This window comes from Variovorax sp. AB1(2024), assembly GCF_037482385.2.
Lineage (GTDB): Bacteria > Pseudomonadota > Gammaproteobacteria > Burkholderiales > Burkholderiaceae_C > Variovorax.
The window spans coordinates 3,057,342-3,079,949 of record NZ_JBBHKP020000001.1 but is presented as its reverse complement, the minus strand read 5'-3'; the positions used below and the strand labels follow the sequence as shown (position 1 = coordinate 3,079,949).

General features: G+C 66.2%; 19 protein-coding genes. 14 read left to right on the top strand and 5 right to left on the bottom strand.

What is annotated here, in order from left to right:
• Positions 1-93: 93 nt before the first annotated feature.
• The 3 genes from thrS to WIX39_RS14295 all read right to left on the bottom strand — a co-directional run bounded on the left by thrS (position 94) and on the right by WIX39_RS14295 (position 4,267).
• Positions 94-2,001, bottom strand: coding sequence for a threonine--tRNA ligase (thrS, locus tag WIX39_RS14305; RefSeq protein WP_409195265.1), 1,908 nt, complete (start codon positions 1,999-2,001; stop codon positions 94-96).
• Between the two features lie 314 nt (positions 2,002-2,315).
• Entirely contained in the window at positions 2,316-3,647 is a 1,332-nt protein-coding gene (gene aceA / locus WIX39_RS14300) for an isocitrate lyase (protein WP_007832492.1), read from the bottom strand.
• 227 nt (positions 3,648-3,874) lie between these two features.
• Positions 3,875-4,267: a gamma-glutamylcyclotransferase family protein gene (locus tag WIX39_RS14295; RefSeq protein WP_409195264.1), complete on the bottom strand. Its 393-nt coding sequence runs from the start codon at positions 4,265-4,267 to the stop codon at positions 3,875-3,877.
• Positions 4,268-4,308: 41 nt separating this feature from the next.
• Here WIX39_RS14295 and WIX39_RS14290 point away from each other — a divergent pair, with 41 nt between their 5' ends.
• Positions 4,309-5,232 carry a DMT family transporter gene (locus tag WIX39_RS14290; RefSeq protein ID WP_106934941.1) on the top strand — a complete coding sequence of 308 codons (924 nt, stop codon included), beginning with the start codon at positions 4,309-4,311 and terminating at the stop codon, positions 5,230-5,232.
• A 154-nt stretch (positions 5,233-5,386) separates the two neighbouring features.
• A complete protein-coding gene (locus WIX39_RS14285; RefSeq protein ID WP_081266636.1) occupies positions 5,387-5,839 on the top strand; it encodes an SWIB/MDM2 domain-containing protein in 453 nt (150 codons plus the stop codon).
• A gap of 86 nt (positions 5,840-5,925) precedes the next feature.
• Here WIX39_RS14285 and WIX39_RS14280 read toward each other — a convergent pair whose 3' ends face one another.
• Positions 5,926-6,669 carry an AraC family transcriptional regulator gene (locus WIX39_RS14280; protein ID WP_205367018.1) on the bottom strand — a complete coding sequence of 248 codons (744 nt, stop codon included), beginning with the start codon at positions 6,667-6,669 and terminating at the stop codon, positions 5,926-5,928.
• 103 nt (positions 6,670-6,772) lie between these two features.
• Here WIX39_RS14280 and WIX39_RS14275 point away from each other — a divergent pair, with 103 nt between their 5' ends.
• Positions 6,773-7,072 carry a hypothetical protein gene (locus WIX39_RS14275; protein ID WP_106934943.1) on the top strand — a complete coding sequence of 100 codons (300 nt, stop codon included), beginning with the start codon at positions 6,773-6,775 and terminating at the stop codon, positions 7,070-7,072.
• On the opposite strand, the gene WIX39_RS14270 is transcribed toward WIX39_RS14275, so the two are convergent.
• Entirely contained in the window at positions 7,032-8,762 is a 1,731-nt protein-coding gene (locus WIX39_RS14270; protein ID WP_409195263.1) for a thiamine pyrophosphate-binding protein, read from the bottom strand. The genes WIX39_RS14275 and WIX39_RS14270 overlap by 41 nt on opposite strands.
• A 93-nt stretch (positions 8,763-8,855) precedes the next feature.
• On the opposite strand from WIX39_RS14270, the gene WIX39_RS14265 reads away from it, so the two are divergent.
• From WIX39_RS14265 to WIX39_RS14215, 11 genes are all read left to right on the top strand, one after another.
• Positions 8,856-9,530: a TetR/AcrR family transcriptional regulator gene (locus tag WIX39_RS14265; RefSeq protein ID WP_409195262.1), complete on the top strand. Its 675-nt coding sequence runs from the start codon at positions 8,856-8,858 to the stop codon at positions 9,528-9,530.
• Between the two features lie 158 nt (positions 9,531-9,688).
• The gene (locus tag WIX39_RS14260; protein WP_409195261.1) at positions 9,689-10,681 is read left to right on the top strand and encodes a tripartite tricarboxylate transporter substrate binding protein; all 993 of its coding nucleotides are present in this window, start codon (positions 9,689-9,691) and stop codon (positions 10,679-10,681) included.
• Positions 10,682-10,703: 22 nt separating this feature from the next.
• Positions 10,704-11,477 carry an ABC transporter permease gene (locus tag WIX39_RS14255; protein WP_409195260.1) on the top strand — a complete coding sequence of 258 codons (774 nt, stop codon included), beginning with the start codon at positions 10,704-10,706 and terminating at the stop codon, positions 11,475-11,477.
• A gap of 39 nt (positions 11,478-11,516) precedes the next feature.
• Complete coding sequence (locus WIX39_RS14250) at positions 11,517-12,518, top strand: ABC transporter substrate-binding protein (RefSeq protein WP_106934947.1); 1,002 nt, start codon at positions 11,517-11,519, stop codon at positions 12,516-12,518.
• A 57-nt stretch (positions 12,519-12,575) separates the two neighbouring features.
• Positions 12,576-13,355 (top strand): ABC transporter ATP-binding protein, encoded by a 780-nt coding sequence (locus WIX39_RS14245; protein ID WP_106934948.1) that lies wholly within the window; start codon positions 12,576-12,578, stop codon positions 13,353-13,355.
• Between the two features lie 11 nt (positions 13,356-13,366).
• A complete protein-coding gene (locus WIX39_RS14240; RefSeq protein WP_106934949.1) occupies positions 13,367-14,806 on the top strand; it encodes an enolase C-terminal domain-like protein in 1,440 nt (479 codons plus the stop codon).
• A gap of 48 nt (positions 14,807-14,854) precedes the next feature.
• Positions 14,855-16,018, top strand: a complete 1,164-nt coding sequence (locus tag WIX39_RS14235; RefSeq protein ID WP_081266627.1) for a Gfo/Idh/MocA family protein — start codon at positions 14,855-14,857, stop codon at positions 16,016-16,018.
• Positions 16,019-16,025: 7 nt separating this feature from the next.
• A complete protein-coding gene (locus WIX39_RS14230) occupies positions 16,026-17,213 on the top strand; it encodes a dihydrodipicolinate synthase family protein (RefSeq protein ID WP_409195259.1) in 1,188 nt (395 codons plus the stop codon).
• Positions 17,214-17,221: 8 nt separating this feature from the next.
• On the top strand, positions 17,222-18,100 hold the full coding sequence (locus WIX39_RS14225) for a sugar phosphate isomerase/epimerase family protein (RefSeq protein ID WP_409195258.1): 879 nt from the start codon (positions 17,222-17,224) through the stop codon (positions 18,098-18,100).
• Between the two features lie 861 nt (positions 18,101-18,961).
• Complete coding sequence (locus WIX39_RS14220; RefSeq protein WP_409195257.1) at positions 18,962-20,056, top strand: DNA glycosylase AlkZ-like family protein; 1,095 nt, start codon at positions 18,962-18,964, stop codon at positions 20,054-20,056.
• A 272-nt stretch (positions 20,057-20,328) separates the two neighbouring features.
• A complete protein-coding gene (locus WIX39_RS14215) occupies positions 20,329-22,515 on the top strand; it encodes a TonB-dependent siderophore receptor (protein WP_409195256.1) in 2,187 nt (728 codons plus the stop codon).
• Positions 22,516-22,608: the final 93 nt, after the last annotated feature.

The window sequence follows — 22,608 nt, the reverse complement described above, 5'->3', positions numbered from 1 at the left end:
ATTTGCTACAAAATCTGTAGCGAACGCCGTTCAGTCCTCGCGGACAAGCGGCACGATTTGGCAAGGAAACATATAGGGTGTTTCAGAGACAAATCAACGCTTGTCAGCAACATCCTGGACGAGCCGTTGTGCAAACGATTCGAGGGACATTGCACCGAGGTCTTGATTTCCCCGGGCGCGCACTGCGACGGCACCTGCTTCCTTTTCCTTGTCACCCACGACAACGATGTAAGGGAGCTTTTGCAACGAATGCTTCCGTATTTTATACGTAATCTTTTCGTTGTGCAGATCCAGCTGGGCCCTAAGCCCTTGATTTTGCAGCGTTTTCGCAACTTGCGCAGCGTAATCGGCCTGTCCTTCGCTGATATTGAGCACTGCAACCTGCACCGGAGCGAGCCATGCGGGCATTGCGCCGGAGTGGTGTTCGATCAGCATGCCGATGAAGCGCTCCAGGCTGCCGACAATCGCGCGGTGCAGCATCACAGGGTGTGCGCGACCGCTCGATTCCGTCACGTATTCGCCGCCCAGCCGCTCCGCCGTGTTGAAGTCGACCTGCATCGTGCCGCACTGCCACTGGCGGCCGATGGCGTCGCGCAGCGTGTACTCGATCTTCGGGCCGTAGAAGGCACCGTCGCCGGGCGCGATGACGAAGTCGACGCCGGAGCGGCGTAGCGACTCCATCACCGCATGCTCGGCCTTGTCCCACAGTTCGTCGGAGCCCACGCGGTTCTCCGGCCGCGTGGCGACCTTGTAGAGGATGTCCGTGAAGCCGAAGTCGGCGTAGACCCTCTGCAGCTGCGCCGTGTACGCAATGCACTCGTCGAGGATCTGGTCTTCCGTGCAGAAGATGTGCCCGTCGTCCTGCGTGAAGCCGCGCACGCGCATGATGCCGTGCAGCGCGCCGCTGGGCTCGTTGCGGTGGCACTGGCCGAATTCGCCGTAGCGCAGCGGCAGGTCGCGGTAGCTGCGCAAGTCGCTCTTGAAAATCAGCACATGGCCCGGGCAGTTCATCGGCTTCAGCGCGTACTCGCGCTTCTCCGACTCCGTCGTGAACATGTTGTCGCGGTAGTTCTGCCAGTGGCCCGTTTTCTCCCACAGGCTCTTGTCGAGGATCTGCGGGCCCTTCACTTCCCAGTAGCCCGTGTCACGGTAGATGCCGCGCATGTACTGCTCCACCTGCTGCCAGATCGCCCAGCCCTTCGGGTGCCAGAACACCACGCCCGGCGCCACTTCGTCGATGTGGAACAGGTCGAGCTCCTTGCCCAGCCGGCGATGGTCGCGCTTCTCGGCTTCCTCGATGCGCTGGATGTACTGGTCGAGCTGCTTCTTGTCGGCCCAGGCCGTGCCGTAGATGCGCTGCAGCTGCTCGTTCTTGGCGTCGCCGCGCCAGTAGGCGCCTGCCAGCTTCGTGAGCTTGAAGACCTTCAGGAAGCGCGTGTTCGGCACGTGCGGGCCGCGGCACATGTCGACGTATTCCTGGTGGTAGTAGAGGCCCATGGCCTGCTCGTCGGGCATGTCCTCGACGAGGCGCAGCTTGTAGTCTTCGCCACGCGACTTGAAGACTTCGATGACTTCCGCGCGCGGCGTCATCTTCTTGATCACGTCGTAGTCCTGCGCGATCAGCTCGCGCATGCGCGCCTCGATGGCGGCCATGTCTTCGGGCGTGAAGGGGCGGTCGAACGAGATGTCGTAGTAGAAGCCTTCGTCGATCACGGGGCCGATCACCATCTTGGCCGTCGGGTAGAGCTGCTTCACCGCATGGCCGACCAGGTGGGCCGTCGAGTGGCGGATGATCTCCAGGCCCTCGTCGTCCTTGGGCGTGATGATCTGCAGCTTGGCGTCATGGTCGATGACGTCGCTGGCATCGACGAGCTTGCCGTCGACCTTGCCGGCCACCGTCATCTTGGCGAGGCCGGGGCCGATGGACTGGGCAACCTGGGCCACCGAAACCGGGCCGGGGAACTCGCGGCGCGAGTTGTCGGGGAGCGTGATCTGGATCATGTGAAAACCTCGGGGAGAAAAACAAAAAAGCGCGGTGGAAGACCGCGCTTTGCTTGGTTGTAGAGCTGGCAGAAACCAGCGTGCGCGGGGCTACCGGCCTTTTCCTTCAGTGAAGAAAAAGCCGCTGAATCCTTGCGGAGTAGTTCGCGGTGTCATAACCAAGGTGCCTTTCTCGCTCTTGTTGAGTGCAGAGTCCGCGATTCTAGCCGCTGCCCGCTCGGGATGCGGGCGCTGCATCCTCGAGGCCTGATCCCGGGCGCAAAAAAGCCCGGCGCGCGGCCGGGCTCAAAGTGACAGCGAAATAAACCCTCGGATCAGTGGAACTGTTCTTCTTCGGTCGAGCCCGACAACGCCTTCACGCTGGACGAACCGCCCTGGATGACGGTGGTCACGTCGTCGAAGTAGCCCGCGCCCACTTCCTGCTGGTGCGACACGAAGGTGTAGCCCTTGTCGCGCGCCGCGAATTCGGGCTCCTGCACCATGTTGACGTAGTGCTTCATGCCTTCGCCGCGAGCGTATGCGTGGGCGAACTGGAAGGTGTTGAACCAGTTGACGTGGATGCCGGCCAGCGTGATGAACTGGTACTTGTAGCCCAGCTCCGACAGGTCTTCCTGGAACGAAGCGATCTGCTTGTCGTCGAGGTTCTTCTTCCAGTTGAACGAAGGCGAGCAGTTGTACGACAGCAGCTTGCCCGGGCAGGCAGCGTGCACGGCCTGCGCGAACTCACGGGCGAAGCCGATGTCGGGCACGCCGGTTTCGCACCACACCAGATCGGCATAGGGGGCGTAAGCCACGCCGCGGCTGATGGCTTGCTCCAGGCCGTTCTTGACGCGGTAGAAGCCTTCCTGCGTGCGCTCGCCCGTCAGGAAGGGCTTGTCGTTGGCGTCGTGGTCGGACGTGATCAGGTTCGCGGCTTCGGCGTCGGTACGGGCCAGCACGATGGTGGGCACGCCCATCACGTCGGCGGCGAAGCGGGCCGAGATCAGCTTCTCGCAGGCTTCCTGCGTCGGCACGAGCACCTTGCCACCCATGTGGCCGCACTTCTTCACTGCGGCCAGCTGGTCTTCGAAGTGAACGCCGGCAGCGCCGGAGGCGATCATGTTCTTCATCAGCTCGAAGGCGTTCAGCACGCCGCCGAAGCCGGCCTCGGCATCGGCCACGATCGGCAGGAAGTAGTCGATGAATTCCTTGTCGCCCGGGTTGATGCCGCGGCCCCACTGGATTTCATCGGCACGGCGGAAGGTGTTGTTGATGCGACGGACCATCGTCGGCACCGAGTCGTAGGCATAGAGCGACTGGTCGGGATACATCGTTTCCGACGTGTTGCCGTCGGCAGCGACTTGCCAGCCCGACAGGTACACGGCTTCCAGGCCGGCCTTGGCCTGCTGCATTGCCTGGCCTGCGGAGATGGCGCCGAACGCGTTCACATAGCCCTTCTTGGCGCCGCCGTTGATCTTGTCCCAGAGCTTCTCCGCGCCGCGCTTGGCCAGCGTGTGTTCGATGGGGAACGAGCCGCGCAGGCGCACCACGTCGGCCGCGCTGTAGCCGCGCTTGACGCCCTTCCAGCGGGGGTCGGTGGCCCACTCTTTTTCGAGGGCGGCGATTTGCTGTTCGCGGCTGAGTTGTTCTGTGAGGGTCTGGGGCATGGTCACTCCGTGAGGTTGATTGAGGGTTGGGCGCTGCGGCCGTGGAGTTACTTTAATCCGGCTCCGGACTCTTATGTCTTATAGAAGACATATTTTTCACACATCAAAATCAACAACTTACAGAGATATTTCTCAATGCAAAATTATTTTTCTCGTATTGAGAAAAAATATTGCGGCGCAGCAGCGGAAGATTTCGCAATGCGCAATCAATCTTTCGGTGGTGAAAATCAAGCACCGATGCGCACCGCGTGCGCGATCCAATCCCCGCCTTCGATCACGCGCCGGCCCACGATGCGCGACGGATGGATCTCGTACACCAGGCAATCGATCCACTGCCCGCCCACCTCCACGCGCACCCGCCGCCTGATGTACTCGCCCGTGTCGTCGTCGGCCACCTCCTCGAGCAGATCGAGCGCCGCCTCCACCGAGGGGTCGATCGCATACACCTCGCCCTTCACGCACCGCGCCCCGCCCAGCACCACGCCCGGATAAGCCCCCAGGTCGTACAGCGTGCCGCCGATCGCCGCCTCGCCCACCAGCACAGGCGCGGGCCGGTAGCGCGCGATGTCGTTGCGTCCGCCGCGGCGCAGCGTGCCGTAAACAAAAACGTGGGGCATCATCGAAAAACCGCCTTCCCAGCAACTACGAAAACTTCAGTCTATTGAACTCCGCCGCCCCCACACCAGGCCGCCTCGTGGCCTACGGCTGCCTGGCCTTGAGCATGTCGCTCGTCGGCGGCTACGTTGCCCTCTCCAAGCCCCTCGTTGCCGCCTTCCCTGTGCTGTTGCTCGCATGGCTGCGCTTCGGCATCGCCGCCCTGGCCATGCCGCATTGGCTCAAGCGCACCCCCGACGAGCCACCCATGACGGCGCACACGCGCTGGCTCGTGTTTCTCGAATCGTTCCTCGGCAACTTCCTGTTCTCGATCTGCATGCTGTTCGGCGTGAGCCTGACGAGCGCTGTGTCGGCCGGCGTGATCATGGCGTCGATCCCCGCCTGCGTGGCCGTCGCGAGCTGGCTCTTCCTGCGCGAGCGCATCACGGTGCGCATCGGCCTGGCCATCGCATGCGCCGCGCTCGGCATCGGCCTGCTGGCGCTCTCGCCCGCGCATGCATCGGCCACGCCCTCCGCCTCGCCGGCGTCGATGCCCTGGCTGGGCAACCTGCTGGTGTTCTGCGCGGTGCTCTGCGAGACGGCCTATGCGGTGATCGGCAAGTCGCTCACCGGACGGCTCGGCCCCAAGCGCATCGCGTCGCTCATCAACCTCTGGGGCTTCGCGCTGTCGATGCCCTTCGGCATCTGGTTCGCGCTGCAGTTCGACTTCACCGCCGTGCGCTTCGGTACATGGGCACTGCTCGTGGCCTATGCGCTCGCGGCGAGCATCTGGACGGTGTGGCTCTGGATGACCGGACTTCGCAACGTACCAGCCGCACAAGCGGGTGTTTTCGCTGTGCTGCTGCCGGTCAGCGCAGCCCTCGTGGGCGTGCTCGTGCTGGGGGAAAGCCTCTCTTCGACACAGCTGCTCGCGTTCGTGATCGCACTCGTGGGCGTGGTGCTGGCGACGTGGCCCGGGCGCCGGCGGTGAAAACGGGGCTTCTCCCCTCTGAAAAAACAACAACTCCCAATGAAAAAAGCGCTTTTTCCCTTGGAAACGCGTTTCTTCTCATTTAGCATCCGCATTGCCACTGGAGACGCAAGTTTTTCATTGGTGAGTGTTCAACCAAAAAAGGAAATCAACCATGGCAACTGCAAAGAAGGCTCCGGCCAAGAAAGCTCCGGCAAAGAAGGCTGCGGCTCCTGCGAAGAAGGCCGCCGCTCCGGCCAAGAAGGCTGCTGCACCGGCAAAGAAGGCCGCTGCTCCCGCCAAGAAGGCCGCACCGGCGAAGAAGGCTGCTCCTGCAAAGAAGGCCGCTCCCGCAAAGAAGGCTGCTCCCGCAAAGAAGCGCACGCCCAACGCAGCGTTCATGAAGGCACTGACCCCCAGCCCCGCACTGGCTGCCGTGGTCGGTTCCACGCCGCTGCCGCGTACCGCTGTCGTGAGCAAGCTGTGGGACTACATCAAGAAGAACAACCTGCAAGACAAGGCCAACAAGCGCAACATCAACGCCGACGCCAAGCTGAAGGAAATCTTCGGCAAGGCCCAAGTGTCGATGTTCGAACTGGCCGCGCTGATCGGCAAGCACGTCAAGTAAGCGCCAGGGGCCTCGCGCTCCTGAATCAAGAAGCCGGCTTCCAGCCGGCTTTTTTTTGCCCGCGAGCGGGGCCTTTCAGGTGCCTTTCACGCCTCGAAGAAGCGCGACGGCGTTCGCCTGAAGTGCTTGCGGAAGGCCTCTATGAAGGCGCTGACCGAGGTGTAGCCCACCGTCAGCGCCACCGCCGTCACCGGCTCCTTCAGGCTCAGAAGCTCCACCGCCTTGAGCAACCTCGCCTGCTGGCGCCACTGCGCAAAGCTCAATCCGGTCTCGGCGGCGAAGCGGCGCGTGAGCGTGCGGCGGGCCATGCCGATTCGATCGGCCCAATCGTCGATGGTGTCGGGCAGCGACGGGTCGTCGGCCAGCGCGGCGGCCATCGCGGCAAGGCGCTTGTCCTGCGGCATCGGCAGGTGCAACGAAGGACGTTCGCCCGCCGCGAGTTCATCGACCAGCACGCCGACCAAGCGCGCGCGGCGCGCATCGAGCGAACCGGCAGAAGCATCGAGCGAGGTCAGCCGGTCGACCAGCCCCTGCACCAGCGGCGTCGCGGCAAACACATGCGGCCCATCGGGCAGTAGTGCGGCCAACCGAGCGTCGACGTGCAGGCTCCAGCCCGCCGTAGGACCGAAGCTCTGCGCTGCGTGAGCGCACCGCGGCGCGATCCATCCGATCCACCCCGGCGGCTGCACCCAGCGGCCCGAAGGCGTCTCGATGACCTGCAAACCCTCGCGCAAGGCGAACAGCTGCCCGTCCTCATGGGCGTGGTAGCCCGTGACGCGCGGCGCCACGTAGGCGCTGATCCAGAGCTTCACAGGGCCATCAACAGCCATGGGTGGCCCGCCGGCGGTATCGATTGGCCCCGCGCCGCAAGCCCGAAGACCTGCTGCGGCCTAGCATCGGCCTCATCTTCACTGCCCCTTCAAAGGAACAAAGATGAGAGCCCAAGACGTATTGCCCGACGGCCAGGACTTCGCCGTCATCGACGGCCAGCCCCTGCGCAAGGGATCGGTCGCCGCCTTCCTCGCCAACGTGCGCATCCTCGAAGACGCAAGCACGCCGGCCGCCGACAGGCAAGCCGCCGAGCAAGACCTGGTTTCCCTGATTCCCACGCTCGACGCACTGGGCTTGTTCGACGTGTTCGAGCTGCGGTCGCCCGCCTTGCGCGCCGAGGTGGCACGTCATCGCGCGGCGCTCAGCCCCGCGCCTGCTGCTGCTGCTTTGCCGCGCGCGTGATCGACGCCAGCGTGCCGCGCGTGGTGATCACCTCGGGGTCCAGGGGAATCTCGATCAGCGTGCCCGTGTCGGCCGCCAGCGCGCGCAGCAGCGCGGCCTCGAACTGCGACGTCTGCGTCACGCGCTCGGCCGCATAGCCGTAGGCGCGCGCGAGGCCGCAGAAGTCGGGGTTGCGCAACGCCGTGCCGCTCGTGCGGTCCGGGTACTCGCGCTCCTGGTGCATGCGGATGGTGCCGAACATGCCGTTGTTCAGCAGCACGACGATGCTCTTGCCGCCGTGTTGCGAAGCCGTCGCCAGTTCCTGCCCCGTCATCAGGAAATCGCCATCGCCTGCAATGGTGAAGGCCACCCGCCCCGTCGCCAGGTTGGCCGCAATGCCGGCCGGCACCCCGTAGCCCATCGCGCCGCTGGTGGGCGCCAGCTGCGTCTTGGCGCCCTTGGCGAGCCCGTGATAGCGGAAGTAGCGGTGCACCCAGCTCGCGAAGTTGCCCGCGCCGTTGGTGATGGCGGCGTCCGCCGGCAGGTGCTTCTGCAGCAGCGCGACGACCGCCGCCATGTCGACCGGCCCGCGCGGTGTTTCGGCGGGCATGCCGGCCAGCGCCTGGGGCTCGAGGTTGGCCTCGTAGTCCGCGTGGGCCTGCAGGGCCCATTCTTCCCAGGGCAGCGTCGGCGGCGCGCTCAGCACCTCGAGGCTGCGCGCGGCGGCGCTCATGCCGGCGTTGATGGCCAGGTCGGCCTGGTAGACGCGGTTGAGTTCTTCCGCGCTCGCGTGGATGTGCACCAGCGTCTGCTTCGCCTTGGGCGCCTCGAGCAGCGTGTAGCCGCCGGTCGTCATCTCGCCCAGGCGAGGGCCGATGGCCAGGATCAGGTCGGCATCTTTCACGCGCTGCGCAAGCTTCGGGTTGATCGCGATGCCGACGTCGCCCGCGTACAGCGGATGGTGGTTGTCGAAGGTGTCCTGAAAGCGGAAGGCATTCGCCACCGGCAGCCGCCAGTTCTCGGCAAAGCGCTGCAGCGCCTGCGCGGCCTGCGTCGTCCAGCCGCCGCCCCCCGCGATGACCAGCGGACGCTGCGACTTCAGCAGCAGCTCGCGCAGCGTGCGCAGGGCGCCAGGGTCGCTCCACGGCTCGACAGCCTCCACACGCGCCAGCGGCCGCGCGCTGGTCTCGCTGCGCAGCATGTCTTCCGGCAGCACCAGCACCACCGGGCCCGGCCGCCCGTTCATTGCGGTGGCGAAGGCGCGCGCCACGTACTCCGGAATGCGGTCGGCGTCGTCGATGCGCTCCACCCGCTTGGCGAAGCCCTTGGTGCTCGGTCCGAAGAAGCTGCCGTAGTCGACCTCCTGGAAGGCCTCGCGGTCGCGGAAGTCGCTGCCGACGTCGCCCACGAACAGCACCATCGGCGTCGAGTCCTGGAAGGCGTTGTGCACGCCGATCGACGCATTGGTCGCGCCCGGGCCTCGGGTCACGAAGCACACGCCCGGGCGCCCCGTGAGCTTGCCGTGCGCCTCGGCCATGAAGGCCGCGCCGCCCTCCTGCCGGTTGACGATGAAGCGCGCGCGGTCGCGGTATGCATGAAAACCGTCCAGCACCGCCAGGAAGCTTTCGCCCGGCACGCCGAACGCGATATTCATCCCTTGCTCGACCAGGCACTCCACGATCAGGTGGCCTGCGGGTTGTGATGTACTCATGTGAAGAAGAACCTCGCTAAGAATGTCTCCGGCAATTATGTGCGCCCCCTGCAGACGCCTTGCGTTAATTCCCCAATTGGTTAAATTCGCGACATGAAGGCCCCCAAGGACTCCACGCCCGACGCCCATGAAGCGGCCGAAACGCTCGAGCCACGCTCGCGCGACGCCGATCGCTCGCAGCTCGCCATCCTCGCGTCGGCGCGCGACGAGTTCTCCGCGCGCGGGCTCGCCGGCGCGCGCATGGACAGCATCGCCGAGCGCGCCGGGCTCAACAAGCGCCTCATCTACTACTACTTCGGCAGCAAGGACGACCTGTTCCTTGCGGTGCTGGAGCGCGTGTACGCCGATATCCGCGAGGCCGAGCAGCGCCTGCACCTCGACGAGATCGACCCCGTGGAGGCCATCCGCCAGCTGGTGTCGTTCACCTGGCACTACTACCTGGAGCACCCGGAGTTCATCACGCTGCTCAACAGCGAGAACCTGCATTGCGCGTCGCACCTGAAGCGTTCCGAGCGCATCCAGGAAATGAACTCGCCGCTGGTGCAACTGCTCGACACCGTGCTCGAACGCGGCCGCCGCGACAACCTGTTCCGCGCCGGCGTGGACCCGGTGCAGCTCTACATCTCGATCGCGTCGCTGTGCTACTTCTACCTGTCGAACAACCACACGCTGTCGGCCATCTTCGGCCGTGACCTGCGGGCCCCCAAGGCGATGGCGCAACGCCTCTCGCACATGACAGACCTCGTGCTGGGCTACGTCCTGCACTGACGCACCGGGCGCGCCCATCCGCGGCGCGCCCTCCGACTCTCCGGGTATTCACTAGGCAGCGGCCGTTGACGCTGCGGCGCAGCCATTTCTAAAATCCATAATTCACTCAATGGTGAATTGATCGATACAAGAAGCGGCCCGACCGCGCGGAGACATCCATGAAGTTCTTTGCAAGCACTGCACGCATCACTGCCGTTGCCTCGCTGACCTGCATCGCCGCCCTGCTGCCGGGCATCGCCTCGGCACAAAACGGCTACCCGTCCAAGCCGATCCGCGTGATCGTGCCCTTCGCTGCCGGCAGCACCACCGACATCATTGCGCGCGCCATCACCGACAAGATGGGCGCGAGCATGGGCCAGCCGCTGGTCATCGACAACCGCGGCGGCGCCAGCGGCACCATCGGGCAGCAGGCGGTGGCCACGGCCGCGCCAGACGGCTACACGCTGATGATCCACTCGTCGTCGCACACGGTTAGCCCATCGACATTCGCCAAGCTGCCCTTCGACACGGTGCACGACTTCGCCGGCGTCACGCCGATCTCGTCGCTGCCCAACGCGCTGGTGATCTCGCCGTCGAAGAACATCAAGACCCTGCCGCAGCTGCTGGCAGCCGCGCGCGCCAAGCCGGGCAGCATGAACTTCGCCTCGGCCGGACAGGGCAGCGCCACGCACCTGAACGCCGAAAAATTCAAGCTGGCCGCGAAGATCGACGCGACCAACATCCCGTTCAAGGGGTCGGGCGAAGCCGTCACCGAGGTGCTCTCCGGCCGCGTCGACTACTACTTCTCGCCCATCGCGCCGGTCATCGGCCAGATCAAGGAAGGCCAGCTGCTGGCGCTGGCCGTCGGTTCGCCCAAGCGTGCCGCCGCGCTGCCCGACGTGCCCACCACCACCGAGGCCGGCGTGCCCGGCTCCGAGTTCAACTTCTGGATCGGAATGATGGCGCCCGCCAAGACGCCGCGCGACATCGTCGAGCGGCTGCACGCCGAAGTAGCGAAGGCGCTGGCCACGCCGGAGGTGAAGGAGCGCTTCGCCAAGCTCGGCGCCGATCCGTGGACGCTCAAGCCCGCGCAGTTCGACGCCTACATCAAGGAAGAGATCGCCAGCAACGCCGACCTCGTGAAGGCCGCCGGCCTGTCGGTCCAACAGTAAGCCAGAAAGTCCCGGCACCTCCATGCTCCGCAAGCTCCTGCTCTCCCCTGCCCTGCGCCCTTTCCTGCTGATCCTGATGCTGCTGGTGCTGTGGGACCTGGCGATCCGCCTCTTCAAGATTCCCGCCTACCTGATTCCGCCGCCGTGGGAGGTGGTGAAGCAGCTCGCGGCCGAATGGCCGCACCTGCTCGCCGAAAGCTGGAAGACCACGCTCGCCACGCTCGGCGGCTTCGGCCTGACGATCCTGATCGGCATTCCGATCGCGATGGTCATCGCCTACTCGCGCGTGGTCGAGTCGTATGTGTACCCGCTGCTGGTGTTCTCGCAGAGCATTCCCAAGGTGGCCATCGCGCCGCTGTTCGTGGTGTGGTTCGGCTTCGGCATCTTCCCCAAGGTGATCAGCGCCTTCCTGCTGGGCTTCTTCCCGGTGGTGGTGTCCACGGTGATGGGCTTCAAGTCGGTGGAGCCCGACATGCTCGATCTCTCTCGCTCGATGGGCGCGAGCCGCCTGCAGACCTTCTTCAAGATCAGCCTGCCGCAGGCCCTGCCCCAGATCTTCAGCGGCCTGAAGGTGTCGGTCACGCTGGCCGTGGTGGGCGCGGTGGTCGGTGAATTCGTCGGCTCCAACTCCGGCATCGGCTACGTGCTGCAGGTGGCCAACGGCAACTTCGACCTGCCCCTGATGTTTGCCGCGCTGGTGGTCCTGTCGAGCATCGGCGTCATTCTTTTCGTCGCGGTCGACCTGGTCGAGCGCGTGATGATTCCGTGGCATGCCTCGCAGCGCCACACGCACTGAGTTACTTCGCAAAAACCGACAACTCCCGGAGACAACACCATGAAGAAACTGCTTCCCTCGCTGCTCGCCGCGGCAGCGCTCGCCACCTTTTCCATCGCACCGGCCCATGCCCAGGGCGACAAGCCCAAGGACAAGGTCACGCTGATGCTCAACTGGTACCTGTACAGCGAGCACGCGCCCTTCTTCCTCGGCAAGGAAAAGGGCTTCTACGCCGACGAGGGCATCGATCTCGACATCCAGGAAGGCCGCGGCTCCGCCGTCACCGCGCAGGCGGTGGCCGCCAAGTCGGCCACCTTCGGCTACATCGACGTCACCACCATGATCAAGGCCGCCGCCAAGGGCGCGCCGCTGAAGTCGACCGGCGTGCTGTTCCAGGTGAGTCCGATGTCGGTCATGGGCTTCACCGAGAAGAACATCAAGACGCCGAAGGACATCATCGGCAAGACCGTGGCCGTGACGCCCGGCGACTCGATGTCGCAGATGTGGCCGCTCTTCCTCAAGGTCAACGACATCAAGCCCGACCAGGTGAAGATCGTCTCTGGCGACGGCCAGACCAAGCTCAATGCCGTGACCAACGGCCAGGCCGACCTGCTGCTGGGCTACGTGATGGACCAGGCCATCAAGCTGCAGGACGCTACCGGCAAGCCCGTGACGCCGATCCGCTTCGCCGACTCCGGCGTGAACCAGATCAGCTCCGGGATCATCACCAACAAGAACCTGCTGACCGAGAACCCCGACCTGGTGAAGCGCTTCATGCGCGCCTCCACCAAGGCCGCGGAAGCCGCCGAGAAGAGCCCCGAGGCGGCAGTCGACGCCATGCTCAAGGCCAACGCCAAGGCCGGCGTGCGCGACACGCTCATCGTGGGCATGAAGCAGAGCATCGCCCTCTATCACACGAAGGAAACCGCCAACCAGCGCCCGTTCCGCGTGACCATGAAGAACGTCAGCGACTCGCTCGACCTGCTGGTGCAGTACGGCGGCATGGACGCTTCCACGCGCGGCAAGCCGGAAGACTACGTCACCCTCGACTTCCTGCCCTGACCCGCCCCTGCCCCTGAACCCGCGCGCCTTTCGCTGCCGCCACCTCTCACGCATTCCATGTCCCAAGTCAACCTGATCGAAGCGCGCGGCGTCTCGAAGATCTACCAAAGCAAGGACGGCCCGGTCGAGTCGCTCAAGCCGCTCGACTTCGCCATCGGGGAAGGCGAGTTCGTCTCGGTCGTCGGCCCCTCGGGCTGCGGCAAGAGCACCTTGCTGAAGATGGTGGCGGGCCTGCTGCCGATCAGCGGCGGCAGCCTCACGCTGGCCGGCAAGCCCATCAAGGGCCCGCAGAAAGATGTGGGCATCGTGTTCCAGAGCGCGGTGCTGCTGCCCTGGCGCAGCGTGGAAGACAACATCCTGCTGCAGGCCGAGATGCGCCATCTGCCCATGGACGCCGCGAAGGCCCGTGCACGCAACCTGATGGAGATGGCCGGCCTGAAGGGCTTCGAGGGCAAGTACCCGTGGCAGCTGTCGGGCGGCATGCAGCAGCGCGCGTCGATCTGCCGCGCCCTGCTGCACGACCCGTCGGTGCTGCTGATGGACGAGCCCTTCGGCGCGCTGGACGCCATGACGCGCGAGAAGATGAACCTGGAACTGCAGCGCATCTGGATGGCGTCGAAGAAGACGGTGATGCTCATCACCCACAGCATTCCCGAGGCCATCTTCCTGTCGGACCGCGTGATCGTGATGAGCGAGCGGCCCGGCTCCATTGCCGCGGTGTACGACATCGACCTGCCACGCGCCCGCACGCTCGACATGATGGCCTCGCCCGAGTTCGGGGCCTACACGAAGCTGGTGCGCGCGCATTTCTTCTCGCAGGGCATCCTGGACCACTGAAGGCGACGGCCATGGACGCGATCCGTTTTCATGTCGAGGAGATCCGCTTCGCCGAGCGCAACGTGGCGCTGCGGCTGCCGTTCCGCTTCGGCGCGGCCACGGTCACGGCCTGCCCTCAGGTCTACGTGAAGGCCCGCATCCGTTTCGCGGACGGCCGCACGGCCGAGGGTTGCGCCGCCGAGATGATGGTGCCCAAGTGGTTCGACAAGAACCCCGCGCTCACCAACGAACAGAACTTCGAGCAACTGCGCTTCGCCCTGCGCGATGCGCGCGAGGCCTATACCGCCGAGGCCGACGCCCAGACCGCGTGGACGCACTTCGCCTCCAACTACGCCGCGCTGCAGGGCCGCGCCAAGGCCAAGGGCCTGCAGCCGCTGGTGGCCAGCTACGGCCCGGCGCTGATCGACCGCGCACTGCTTGACGCCCTGTGCCTGCACAGCGGCCTGAGCTTTGCTACCGCGATGAGCGGCAACCTCGCCGGAATCGACATCGCGGGCAGCGGCCTGGCCGACGACCTCGCGGGCTTCGACATGCCGGGCTTCCTGGCCAGGCAATCGCCGCGAACCCGCATTGCCGCGCGCCACACCGTGGGCCTGGCCGATGCCATCGACGACAGCGACGCCCTGCCCGATGCGCCCGATGCGCCCGATGACGGCCTGCCCGCCACGCTCGCAGCCGCCGTGCGCCGCTACGGCCTCACCCATTTCAAGCTCAAGCTCTGCGGCGACACCGCGCAGGACATCGCGCGGCTCGAACGCATCGCCAACGTCATCGACGGGCACGCGCAGTTGGTGACGCTCGACGGCAACGAGCAGTACGCCGACGCGGACGCCTTCGGCGCGTTCCTCGACCGCATGCTGTCCACGCCCTCGCTGCGCACGCTGGTGCGGAAGACGGCGTTCGTCGAGCAGCCGATCCGCCGCGACGCCGCATTGCAGCGCGACGTGTCGGCACTGGGCAAGCGCATTCCGCTTCTCATCGACGAATCCGACAGCACGCTCGACGCCTTCGTGCAGGCCCGAACGCTGGGCTACACCGGCGTGTCGAGCAAGAGCTGCAAGGGCTTCTACAAGTCGATCGTCAACGCCGCGCGCTGCGCGCAGTGGAACGCGGCCGGCGACACGGCACGCCACTTCCTGTCCGGCGAAGACCTCACCATGCAGGCCGGCATCGGCGTGCAGCAGGACCTGGCGCTGGTCGCCTGGCTCGGGCTCTCGCACGTCGAGCGCAACGGCCACCACTACGTCAACGGCCTCGCGGCCTCGCCCGAGGCCGAGCAGCAGGCGCTGCTGAAGCTGCATCCCGGCCTCTACGAACCCAGCGACGGCGCAGTGCGCCTCGCCATCCGCGAAGGGCAGCTCGATCTGTCCTCGCTCGCCAACGCGCCCGGCTTTGCCACCGGCAAACCCGGCGCCGGCATCTCGTGGGACGCCATGCGTTCCGTCTACTGAAGCACCCTCTTCAATCTCTGTCTCTCTCGCATCTCAAGGAAGCAAACGATGGCCACCCAACGTCTCGGAATCATCATGCACGGCGTCACCGGCCGCATGGGCATGAACCAGCATCTGATCCGCTCGATCTGCGCGATCCGCGCGCAAGGCGGCGTCACGCTGTCGAACGGCGACAAGGTGATGCCCGACCCGATCCTCATCGGGCGCAACGCCGAGAAGATGGAAGCGCTGGCCAAGGCGCACAACATCCCGCGCTGGGGCACCGACCTCGACAAGGCCCTGGAGAACAAGGACGACACCATCTTCTTCGACGCCGGCACCACGCAGATGCGCCCCACGCTGCTGGCCAAGGCCATCCGCGCAGGCAAGCACGTGTACTGCGAGAAGCCGATTGCCACCAACCTGAACGAGGCCGTCGAAATCGCACGCCTGGCCGAAGGCTCGGGCCTCAAGCACGGCGCGGTGCAGGACAAGCTCTTCCTGCCCGGCCTGCGCAAGCTCGACATGCTGCGCCGCGCCGGCTTCTTCGGCCGCATGCTCAGCGTGCGCCTGGAGTTCGGCTACTGGGTGTTCGAAGGCGACCTGCAGCCCATCCAGCGCCCGAGCTGGAACTACCGCAAGGAAGACGGCGGCGGGATGATCCTGGACATGATGTGCCACTGGCGCTATGTGCTGGACAACCTGTTCGGCGAGGTGAAGTCGGTGTCGTGCATTGGCGCCACGCACATCCCCAAGCGCTGGGACGAAGCCGGCAAGCCGTATGAGGCCACCGCCGACGACGCCGCCTACGCCACCTGCGAACTCACCGGCCACAACGGCGAACCGGTCATCGCGCAGATCAACATGAGCTGGGTCACTCGCGTACGCCGCGACGACCTCGTGACCTTCCATGTCGACGGCACCGACGGCTCGGCCGTGGCCGGCCTGTCGAGCTGCCGCGCCCAATCGCGCGTGGCCACGCCGCGCCCGGTGTGGAACCCCGACGAGAAGCAGACCATGAACTTCTTCGACCAGTGGCAGGAGATTCCGGACTCGCAGGTCTACGACAACGGCTTCAAGATCCAGTGGGAGCACTTCATTCGCCACGTGGTCGAGAACGCACCCTACAAGTGGACGCTGCCCGAAGGCGCCAAGGGCGTGCAGCTGGTCGAGGCCGCGCTCGAGTCGTGGCAGGACCGCCGCTGGGTCGACGTGCCGGCGCTGAAGGTCTGAGGCAGGCATGGCGCTTTCTCTCACCCTCCCCACCGCAGGCGGCACGCTCGCGCCCTACGCGTTGCGCGGCACCGCGCCGGTCAAGCCCGGCGCGGGCGTGAAGTTCAACCGCATTGCGTACTCGGCCGCGCACGTGGTGGCCGACCCGCTGGCCGCCATCGATCCGTGGCTGCAGTGCGCGGTCGACTGGGACACCACCATCGCCTACCGCCGCCACCTGTTTTCGCTGGGCCTGGGCGTGGCCGAGGCCATGGACACCGCGCAGCGCGGCATGGGCCTGGACTGGCCCACCTCGCTGGAGCTGATCCGCCGCTCGCTCGACGCGGCCAAGGACGTTCCGGGCGCTCTGGTGGCTTCGGGCTGCGGCACCGACCACCTGGACATCGACAGCGTGAAGAGCGTCGACGACGTGATCCGCGGCTATGAAGAGCAGATGGCCGCCATCGAGGCCCTGGGCGGCAAGCTGATCGTAATGGCCAGCCGCGCGCTCGCCCGCGTGGCGAAGAGCCCTGCCGACTACGAGCGCGTGTACGACCGCATCCTGAGCCAGGCGAAGCAGCCCGTGGTGCTGCACTGGCTGGGCGACATGTTCGACCCCGCATTGGCCGGCTACTGGGGCACCAAGGACGTGGACGCGGCCATGGACACGGCGCTGGGCATCATCGCCGCGCACCCGGACAAGGTCGACGGCATCAAGATCTCCCTGCTCGACAAGGACAAGGAAATCGCGATGCGCCGCCGCCTGCCGGCCGGTGTGCGCATGTACACGGGCGACGACTTCAACTACGCCGAACTGATCGCGGGCGACGGCTTCGGCGACGAGCCCACGCACTGCAAGAGCGACGCACTGCTGGGCATCTTCGACGCCATCGCCCCCGCGGCCAGCGCGGCCCTCGGGGCATTGGCGCAGGGCGACGAGAAGAAGTTCCACGACATCCTCGGCCCCACGGTGCCGCTGTCGCGCCACATCTTTGCGGCGCCCACGCGCTTCTACAAGACCGGCGTGGTGTTCATGGCCTGGCTCAACGGCCACCAGAAGCACTTCACGATGGTCGGCGGCCAGCAGAGCACGCGCTCGCTGCAGCACTTCGCCGAACTGTTCCGGCTGGCCGATGCGGCCAACCTGCTGGAGCAGCCGGAGCTGGCAGTGCAGCGCATGAAGACGCTGCTGGCCCTGCACGGCGTGGAAGGTTGAAGCAGCCCATGCGCGATTTCTCGCAAGACCACGACTGGCTGTCGATCAACACCGCCACGGTTCGCAAGCAACTGGGCGCCGAGGTGCCGCTGGACCGCATCATCGACCAGTGCGCCGAGCGCGGCATCCGCGCGATCAGCCCGTGGCGCGACCAGGTGGCGGCTGTCGGTCTCGACAAGGTGGCGAAGCAGTTGAAGGCGCACGGCATCGGCCTCTCGGGCTACTGCCGCGGCGGCTTCTTCCCCGCGCCGGATGCAGCGGGCCTGAAGGCCGCGCTGGAAGACAACCGCCGCGCCATCGACGAAGCGAAGACGCTCGACGCGCCCTGCTTGGTGCTGGTCGTCGGCGCGCTGCCTGGTGCGCTCGACGGCAAGGCGGCCTACAAGGACATCGGCCGCGCGCGCGGCGAGGTGCGCGAGGGCATTGCCGCGTCCCTCGAGTACGCCCGCGAGGTCGGCATGCCGCTGGCCATCGAGCCCCTGCACCCGATGCAGGCGGCCGACCGCGCATGCATCAACACGCTGGAGCATGCGCTCGACCTGTGCGACGAGCTCGACGCGGGCAGGAGCGGCATGCTGGGTGTGGCGCTCGACATCTATCACGTGTGGTGGGACCCGAAGCTGCAGCAGCAGATCGCCCGCGCGGGCCGCGAGCGGCTGCTGGCGTATCACGTCTGCGACTGGCTCACGCCCACGCGCGATCTGCTGAGCGATCGCGGGATGATGGGTGACGGGGTGGTCGAGCTGAAGAAGATCCGGGGGTGGGTGGAGGACGCTGGGTTCTCTGGCTTCAGCGAAGTGGAGATTTTTTCGAATCTCGACTGGTGGCAGCGGGCTGGTCACGAGACTCTGGACGTCTGCATCGAGCGGCACAAGCAGGCTGTCTAAAGCCGATCTTTGTTCGGGGCGCGTGCACAGTCCACCGGGTACTCCCCGCCGCGAATGTCCCCCGGCCTGCGGCCTCCTCCTTTATTTCGCTGCGGGGAGCACCCGGCGCCCTGTGCACTGTGACAGCGGCTGTGGGGTTTGGGGGTCAGTCGGCGCCCCTCGCCTTCTCGTTCAGCTGAAACAGCTCCCCCGCCTTGCGAGCGAGATCCGCCGCAAGCCAAAGCAGGTTGTCCAATCGTCGAGGCCCATCTCCGGCGCACCAGTCGATGTCTTCCCCGTGGCAGACCCACAGGAGTGCTTCGAGTTGAGAGAGGGTGCTTTCGAGAAGATCCGCCGGGTCTTGGGCGGTTTCTGCGGAAGCTACCGGCGTGCGAGGCCGGGCTATAGTCTTGCTAGCCATTTTTGTGCGTTCCTTCCAAGGTGTGTGCACGAACTTGGTTAGACGGCCGGGGTGCTGCTAACACCCCGGCCGTCGCCTTTTGATACCTCGCATCCGCATCGCTGCTTTCGCACCGACGACCTGCCGCGAGGCAAGCAGCCTTCAAACATCTGGGCAGTGGTGGGGTTGTCGCGCCTTCCTTCTCCCCTTGGTGGGGTGCTGAGTGACAGGGGCATTCACTCTAGAGAAGAACTGGGCAAAGCAGCCGTTTCATGCGACACGAAGTCCCGCAGAGCGCCAACAAATGCAGCTTCCACGACGGCGCATCACGATCACGTCGATGGGGTGCCTTGCGCAGCGAAATAAAGGAGGAGGCCGAAGGCCGGAGGACATTCGCGGAGCAAGGTACCCCATCGACGTGATCGCGCCCTGAACAACAGCGCAGCAAAGCGCAAAGCCGCGACCTGTGCTGCAATCCGCGAATGCCCGCCCCGACCCTGGACGACCTGCGCCGCTACGCCGTCGCGCGCACCCTCTTCAAGCCGACCACGCTGCCAGCAGCGATCCGCCAACTCGGCTTCGTGCAGGCCGACCCGATCCGAGCCCCGGCGCGTGCACAAGACCTCACCCTGCGCCACCGCGTAAAAGACTACCGCGCTGGCGATCTGGAAAGCCGCTACTCGCGGCTCGCCATCGAAGAAGACTGCCTCGTCAACTACGGCTTCCTTCCGCGCGAACACCTTGCGCTCATGCATCCGCGCGAAGCCAAGCGCGTGTGGGACGCCGACACACGGCGCAAGGCTGCAGACGTGCTGGCCTATGTGCAGGAACACGGACCTGTGCATCCACGACAAGTCGAACAGCACTTCGCGCATGGCCGCATCACGAACTACTGGGGCGGTTCGAGCAACGCCACCACGCACCTGCTCGACGACATGCACTACCGCGGCATGCTGCGCGTGGTGCGGCGCGACAGCGGCACACGCGTCTACGAAGCCGTGACGCACCAGCCCGCCGACGACAGCCCCGCCGGCCGCGCACAACGCGCCGCCGCGCTGATCGAACTGGTGGTGCGCAAATACGCGCCGCTGCCGGCCGCGAGCCTCACCTACCTCGTGCGCCTGCTCGGCTACGGCGCGCCGCATCTCTCGGCACAGACGCAGGCAGCGCTGCGCATCGCACGAGAAGAACTCGCGAGCTGCCGCATCGACGGCACGACCTGGTACTGGCCCGCCGACGAGAACCCGGCCTCGCGCCGCCACGCGCCCGACGATGCGGTGCGCCTGCTCGCGCCCTTCGACCCTGTCGTGTGGGACCGCCGCCGTTTCGAGCTGCTCTGGGGCTGGACCTACAAGTTCGAGGCCTACACACCCGCGCCCCAGCGCCAGTTCGGCTACTACGCGCTGCCGATGCTGTGGCACGACCGGGTGATCGGCTGGGGCAACTTCGGCAGCTCGGCCGAGGGACGGATGAAGCCGATGTTCGGCTATGCCGGCAAGAAGCCGCGCGACGCGGCATTCCGCGCGGCGCTCGACGACGAACTGCAGCGAATGGCGCTGTTTCTCGCGGGACGATGACGCCTTTCTTCCTATAATCGCCAGCCTCAGCCAGCTGCCCGCAACGGGCGCCAGCCGTCTTCGAAGGAACGAAGACCGCAGCTTCGACAGCTGCCCGCGACGACGCAACAAGAACCCATAAAACCCACCGGCCGCCAGCCCTAAGCCAGCCGCCGGTTTGCGCTCGTCCGAACCGCATCGACCGGATCAGAGACGAGAAGCCATGGCGCGCCCGCATTCGGCGCGCGCCGCAGCCACTCCCCCCCAAACGCAGGACACAGGAGAAGCTGCACATGACATCGAAGAAGCATCGGCGCCCCGCTTGGCGCCATTCACCTACCCGCCGCGTCACGCTCGCGGCAACCGCCCTGGCGCTGGGCGCCGCCGTGCCGGCCTACGCCGAGGAGAAGGACGACGCCGCCGAAACCCGCAAGGCGCTGCCCACGGTCACCGTGACGGGCGATGCCGGCGAGACCGCGACCGGCCCGGTCACCGGCTTCGTCGCCAGGCGCGGCGGCAGCGCCACCAAGACCGACACCCCGCTGATCGAGACGCCGCAGGCCATCTCGGTGGTCACGCGCGACCAGATGGAGGCCCAGGGCGCGCTCACGCTGCGCGAAATCACCAACTACACGGCCGGCGTGGTGTCGAGCTACTTCGACAGCCGCGTCGATTCGTTCAAGGTGCGCGGCGGCGACGCGACGCAGTACCTCGACGGGCTGCTGCGCACCTATGGCACCTACAACTCCAGCAAGCTCGACCCGTACATGCTGGAACGCGTGGAGCTGCTGCGCGGCCCGTCGTCGGTGCTCTACGGCCAAGGCGCCGTCGGCGGCGTGTTGAACATGGTGTCGAAGCGGCCGCAGGCCGAGACCCAGCGCGAAGTGCAATTGCAGTTGGGCAGCAACGCCCGCAAGCAGGTCGCGGCGGACTTCACCGGCCCCGTCGACCCCGAAGGCAAGTGGCTCTACCGGCTGGTGGCGGTGAACCGCGACAGCGGCACGCAGGTCGACCATGTGCCGGACGACCGCATCCTGGTCGCGCCCTCGCTCACCTGGCGCCCGAACGCGGACACCTCGCTCACCCTGCAGGCGCTCTACCAGAAGGACAAGAGCGGCTCGCTGATCGGCTTCTTCCCTTGGCAGGGCACGCTGCTGCCGTCACTCTACGGGCAGATTCCCACCTCGACTTTCCTGGGCGAGCCGGGGTTCGACCGCTACGACACCCGCACCACGTCGCTGGGCTACCTGTTCAGTCATCGCCTGAACGACACCTGGACTTTCCGCCAGAACCTGCGCTCGACCGAGAGCAAGGTGGTCTACAACACGTCGTACACCAGCTTCACCGCCAACCGGCTCACCGGCCGCCCGGCCCGCCCGGTTTTCAACGCCGACCAGCGCACGCTCGAGCGCGACCTGAGCAGCGACATCAACGGCGGCAAGATGCTGCTGTTGGACAACCAGGCAGAGGCCCGCTTCAAGACCGGCGATGTCGAGCACACGGTGCTGCTGGGCGCCGACTTCCAGCGCAACACCACCTCCAAGCTGTCGGGCCGCGGGCGCGCCGGCGCGCTCGACGTCTATGCACCGGTGTACGGCAACTACACGCCGCCCACCAGCTACACGCGCTCGCCCGAGGTGGTGCAGAAGCAGGCCGGCATCTACGTGCAGGACCAGGTCAAGTACGGCCGCTGGATCGGCGTGCTGGGGCTGCGCCACGACAAGGCCACCACCGACACCCAGGGCCGGCCTGCGGCGGCCGGTGACGACAAAGCCACCACCAAGCGCGCCGGCCTCGTGTATCTGGCCGACGGCGGCTGGGCGCCTTACCTGAGCTACGCCGAATCGTTCTTTCCGCTGGCCGGCGCAGACGTCAACAACACGCCCTTCAAGCCCCAGCGCGGCAAGCAATGGGAAGCCGGCGTGAAGTGGGAGCCCGAAGGCCAGCGCAGCTCGTTCATGGCGGCGGTGTACGACCTGCGCGACACCAACCGCAAGACCACCGACCCGACCAACCCGCTCAACAGCGTGCAGCTCGGCGAAGTGCACGTGAAGGGGCTGGAGCTCGAATACAAGCGCAGCATCGCGCGCGACTGGGACTGGATCGCCACCTACGCCTACACCGACGCGCGCGTTTCGCGCAGCAACGCCGCCGACCTGGGCAAGCGCATTTCGGGCGTGCCCACGCATGCGGCTTCGGCATGGGTGACGCACCGCTTCTCGATCGGCGGCGTGCCCGGCTTCTCGGCGGGCGGGGGCGTGCGCTACGTCGGCAAGTCGTGGGACGGCATGGACGCCAACCCGGTGCCGGCGGTCACGCTGCTGGACGCGATGTTCGCCTGGGACAACGGCCCGCTGCGCCTGTCGCTCAACGTGGCCAACCTGACCGACAAGGTGCAGCTCACCACGTGCCTGGCGCGCGGCGACTGCTTCTACGGCCAGCGCCGTACAGTGACTGCATCGGCCACGTATCGCTTCTGACGAAAATCCCCGCGCAGCCGAAGGTCTGGCGCGCGGGTGACAAGCCCGGCCGCGGCGCGCTCCTAGAATCGCGCCGTCGTCCGGCCAGCCGGA